The following is a 919-nucleotide window of genomic DNA, read 5'->3' as shown; positions in this document are numbered from 1 at the left end:
CCCACACCATCACTGAACCGCATACAATCCCCTACCGCACTTCTATGCTCAGAAGGTGTTTTAGATTTTGCCAGTTCCGATACAACGATAAATTGTTGTTGGGATTGACTGAAGATTATACGGTAAAGATGCTTATTCAAAAAATATTCCTATACTAAATAAAATCGAATAAATTGTAGTTCATCATTAGCATCAAATTGAAATATAATGAACTTATTATTCAATTCATATGTCATCATATCTACAGGTTGAAAACCTAAATTTACTATTAATTTTTCAACATCTTTGCTGTTTGACTCTTTTCTTAGTCCCAGAATGAGATTTCTAACATCCGAATATGGTTGAAACTTTTGTTGTTTTTTTATAAATAAAATTATACTTTTCAACATATTTTTCGTATCAAACTCAAATTCGACACCTGTATCTAAAAAGCGCCAATATTCACTTTCAACACCACCATAACTTATCTTTTCATGTCTAAATCCAGTATTCAAAAACCGAAATGCATTTAGGATATTATCATTAGGATTGCTTTCACCCAATGCTTCAAAGAATACATGAATTCCTTCTTTTTTAGAAAGCGGCTCTTCTTGTGGAAGTTTCAAATCCTCCTGTTGATAACCTAATTCAAGTAAATGTTTTTTTGACTTCTCCATCAATTTTTGTTTCGTGTAATTAATCGTGTGTTTTTTGAACCCGCCGCTAATAACATCTACTAATAAATAAACAAAAAAAGAAACAATAATATATTTTAAACCATAATAATGAATTAATAATACGCCAGATAAATAACCAGAAAAATCCATAGACATTAGGTATGGAAAAAAATACCAATCTCGGTTATAACCAAGGTAACAATAAAGATCATTAGAACCCTTTCAAAATACTTATTTTTTAGGTTCATTAGAAATTTCCTTAT

At 29.7% G+C, this 919-nt stretch carries 2 protein-coding genes; both read right to left on the bottom strand.

Features of this window, described 5'->3' with window-relative positions; all coding sequences use genetic code 11:
- A partial coding sequence (locus tag FHQ30_RS13180) for an ESPR domain-containing protein (protein ID WP_500692290.1) occupies positions 1–140 on the bottom strand: 140 nt, incomplete at its 3' end.
- Between the two features lie 9 nt (positions 141–149).
- Positions 150–806, bottom strand: a complete 657-nt coding sequence (locus tag FHQ30_RS13175) for a hypothetical protein (protein WP_139615052.1) — start codon at positions 804–806, stop codon at positions 150–152.
- Positions 807–919: the final 113 nt, after the last annotated feature.

This window comes from Testudinibacter sp. 'clade 2' (assembly GCF_006227735.1).
Classification (GTDB): domain Bacteria; phylum Pseudomonadota; class Gammaproteobacteria; order Enterobacterales; family Pasteurellaceae; genus Chelonobacter.
Note: the sequence above shows the minus strand (reverse complement) of the source record. Positions and strands in the feature narration are given on the sequence as shown.